The sequence below is a fragment of the Mitsuaria sp. TWR114 genome (genome assembly GCF_007997345.1).
Genome location: NZ_VOSR01000490.1, coordinates 1 through 3,390 on the forward strand (window position 1 = coordinate 1; position 3,390 = coordinate 3,390).

Here is a 3,390-nt window from a genome sequence, read left to right on the forward strand (position 1 = left end):
GCTGCTGCAGGCGCTGGCGGGCCTGGGCTTGCGGCTCTCGATCGACGACGTGGGGAGCGCGCAGTCCTCCCTGGCCCATCTGCACCGCTTCCCGGTCGACACGCTGAAGATCGACCGGAGCTTCGTCACGCGGCTGGGCGAGGGCGGCGAGGCGCTGGAGGTCGTGCGCACGATCGTGGGCCTGGCCCGCGCGCGCGGCTGGCGGACCTTGGCCGAAGGCGTCGAGACGCAGGCGCAGGCCGCGCTACTGGAAACGCTCGGCGTGGAGATGGCACAGGGCTGGCTGTTCGCCCAGGCGCTGCCGGCGGAGGACGCCCGGCGCCTGATCCAGACCGTGCCGTGGAAGAAGCCGGCGGCGCCGCCGCCGCCGACCCGGTCTCAGGCCATGCCCTGATGCCGCAGCAGCGCGTCGATCTGCGGCTCACGGCCGCGGAAGGCCTTGAAGTTGTCCATCGCGTCGCGGACGCTGCCCATCGACAGGATCTCGTCCAGGTAGCGCCGGCCGGTCGCCGGGTTGAACACGCCTTCCTCCTCGAACGCGCTCCAGCAATCGGCGGATAGCACCTCGGCCCACTTGTAGCTGTAGTAACCCGCCGCGTAGCCGCCCGCGAAGATGTGCGAGAAGCTGTGCTGGAAGCGGTTGAACGCCGGCGGCGGCAGCACCGTCACCTCGGCCCGCACCTCGTCCAGCACTTCCTGCACCCGGGTCTCGGCGCCGGGCTCGGCATGCAGCCGCATGTCGAAGAGCGCGAACTCGATCTGGCGCAGCGTCTGCAGGCCGGCCTGGAAGTTCTTGGCCGCCAGCATCTTGTCGAACAGCGCCCGCGGCAGCGGCTCGCCGGTGTCCACATGGGCCGAGAGCTGCTGGATGACCTCCCACTCCCAGCAGAAGTTCTCCATGAACTGGCTGGGCAGCTCGACCGCGTCCCACTCGACGCCGGAGATGCCCGACACGCCCAGTTCCGCCACGCGCGTGAGCAGGTGGTGCAGACCGTGGCCGCATTCGTGGAACAGCGTCGTCACGTCGTCGTGGGTGAGCAGCGCCGGCTTGCCGTCCGCGCCCTGCGGGAAGTTGCAGACCAGGTGCGCCACCGGAATCTGCTCGGCGCAGCTGCCGGCCAGGTCCGGCCGCGCCCAGCGGCTGCGCACCTCGTCCATCCAGGCGCCGGGCCGCTTGCCGCTGCGCGCGTACAGGTCCAGGTAGACCTGGCCGATCAACTGGCCGTCGCGGCGCAGCTCGCAGAACTGCACCGACTCATGCCAGACCGAGGCCTGGGCCGGCACCAGCTGCACGCCGAAGAGCCGGTCGACGATGCGGAACAGCCCGTCCAGCACGCGCGGCAGGGTCAGGTATTGCCGCACTTCCTGGTCGGAGAAGGCGTAGCGCGCCTCCTTCAGCTTCTCGGAGACATAGGGCAGGTCCCAGGCCTGCGGATCGTCCAGGCGCAGCGCGGCCTTGGCGAAGTCGCGCAGCTCGTCCAGGTCGCGCTGCGCATAGGGGCGGGCGCGGGTCGCCAGATCGCGCAGGAAGCTCATCACCTGCGCCGGCGAGGTCGCCATCTTGGGCACCAGCGAGGCCTCGGCGAAGTTGGCGAAGCCCAGCAGCTTCGCCTCCTCCTGGCGCAGCATCAGCAGTTCCTGCATCAGCGGGCCGTTGTCCCAGTCGGGCTTGTCGCCGAGCTCGCTCGCGCGCGTCACGTAGGCGCGGTACAGGCGCTCGCGCAGCGCGCGGTCCTCGGCGTACTGCATCACCGGCATGTAGACCGGAAAGTGCAGCGTCAGCTTGTGCGCGTCGGGATCGGTGTGGCCGTCCTTCTCGGCGGCAGCGCGCGCGTTGGCGACGACGTCCGCCGGCACGCCCTTGAGCTCGGCGGCGGTGGCGAGGTAGCTCCAGCCGTCGGTGGCGTCCATGACGTGCTCGGAGAAGGCCTGGCCCAGTTCGGCGCTGCGCTCCTGGATCTTGGCGAAACGCGCCTTGGCCTCGCCCTGCAGCTCGGCGCCGGAGAGCACGAAGTCGCGCATCGCGTGCTTGAGCAGCTGGGCGCGTTCGGGCGTGAGGCCCGGCTGCGCGGCGATCGCCTTGTAGAGCGCGTACAGCGCCTCGTTGGCGCCCAGCGCGGTGTGGAACTCGGTCACCGCGGGCAGCATCGCGTTGTAGGCCTCGCGCAGCGCCGGCGTGTTGGCGACCGCGTTCAGGTGGCCGACGGCGCCCCAGGCGGTGCCCAGGCGCTCGGTGGCGACGTTCAGGGTGCGGGAGAGGCGTTCGTAGTCGGCCGGCGCGCCGGGCGCCGTGACCTGCTCGAGCGCCTGCTGGGCCTGGGCGAGCAGCTCGGTGATGGCCGGCTGGATGTGGGACGGGTCGATCGCGGCGAAATCAGGCAGCGGCGCGGTGGACAGCAGCGGGTTGGCGGCGGTCGGCGCGGCGGCCGAAGGGGCGGAGGAGTCGGTCATGCAGGCCTCGTGAGTCTGACGAAATGCCGGGACAGTGTCTCAGCCTTTCGCGCGCGGATGCGCGGGAGCTCTCTATCGTGGGGATAGGCCGCAGGCTATCAAGCCCGCGGCTCTCCCGATCACGAGGCGCGGATTGTCCCAGCGGCCTCCGCATTCCCAGTCGCCGTCGTCGGCGGCTGGCGCGGGACGCGGCGGGGGCGCCGCGACCGACGGAGCGGCGGCGGCTGGCTTCGGCGTCGGCGGCTTGACGGTGCCATGCGCGGCGCCATTCGCCCCGGGCCGGACCGCCTTCATCGGCGCGGGCTGGGTCGAGGCCGTCTTCGTCACCGCGCCGGGCGCGGTCGATGCCGAGCGGGGCGATGCCGTTGACGCCGCCGACGCCGCCAACGAGGCCGGCCTCGCCGCCGGCGCGCGAGCCGCGGCCTGGACCGGCGCCGCCCGCTTCACCCCTTCCATCGCGTCCTGCCCGAGCCGGAACACCGACACGATCTCGGTCAGCCGGTGCGCCTGGTCCTTGAGGCTCTCGGCCGCCGCCGCCGATTCCTCCACCAGCGCCGCGTTCTGCTGCGTCATCCGGTCCAGTTGCACCACCGCGTCATTGACCTGCGCGATGCCGGCGCTCTGCTCGGTCGACGCGGCGGTGATCTCGCCGATGATGTCCGTCACCCGCTGCACGCTGTGCACGATGTCGTTCATCGACTCGCCCGCCGCCTGCACCAGCCGCGACCCGGCCTCGACGCTGGTGACGCTGGCGCCGATCAGCGCCTTGATCTCCTTGGCGGCCTCGGCGCTGCGCTGCGCCAGCGAGCGCACCTCGCTCGCCACGACCGCGAAACCGCGTCCCTGCTCGCCGGCGCGTGCCGCCTCCACCGCCGCGTTCAGCGCCAGGATGTTGGTCTGGAAGGCGATGCCGTCGATGACGCCGATGATGTCGTTGAT

Annotated in this window: 3 protein-coding genes; 1 reads left to right on the forward strand and 2 read right to left on the reverse strand. The window is 71.6% G+C overall.

The features are described 5' to 3' along the window. A partial coding sequence (locus tag FUT87_RS17395) for an EAL domain-containing protein (RefSeq protein WP_186830593.1) occupies positions 1-394 on the forward strand: 394 nt, incomplete at its 5' end. Here the strand turns inward: FUT87_RS17395 and FUT87_RS17400 are convergent. Together FUT87_RS17400 and FUT87_RS17405 are read right to left on the reverse strand one after the other, a co-directional pair. Beyond that, positions 379-2,451 (reverse strand): M3 family metallopeptidase, encoded by a 2,073-nt coding sequence (locus tag FUT87_RS17400; RefSeq protein ID WP_147241829.1) that lies wholly within the window; start codon positions 2,449-2,451, stop codon positions 379-381. The genes FUT87_RS17395 and FUT87_RS17400 overlap by 16 nt on opposite strands. 72 nt (positions 2,452-2,523) lie before the next feature. Further along, positions 2,524-3,390: methyl-accepting chemotaxis protein (locus FUT87_RS17405; RefSeq protein WP_255511895.1), on the reverse strand; the 867-nt coding region annotated here is incomplete at its 5' end.

Excerpts from the sequence above, each read along its gene's own strand:
- FUT87_RS17400 (WP_147241829.1), bottom strand. The coding sequence starts at position 2,451 with ATGACCGACTCCTCCGCCCCTTCGGCCGCCGCGCCGACCGCCGCCAAC.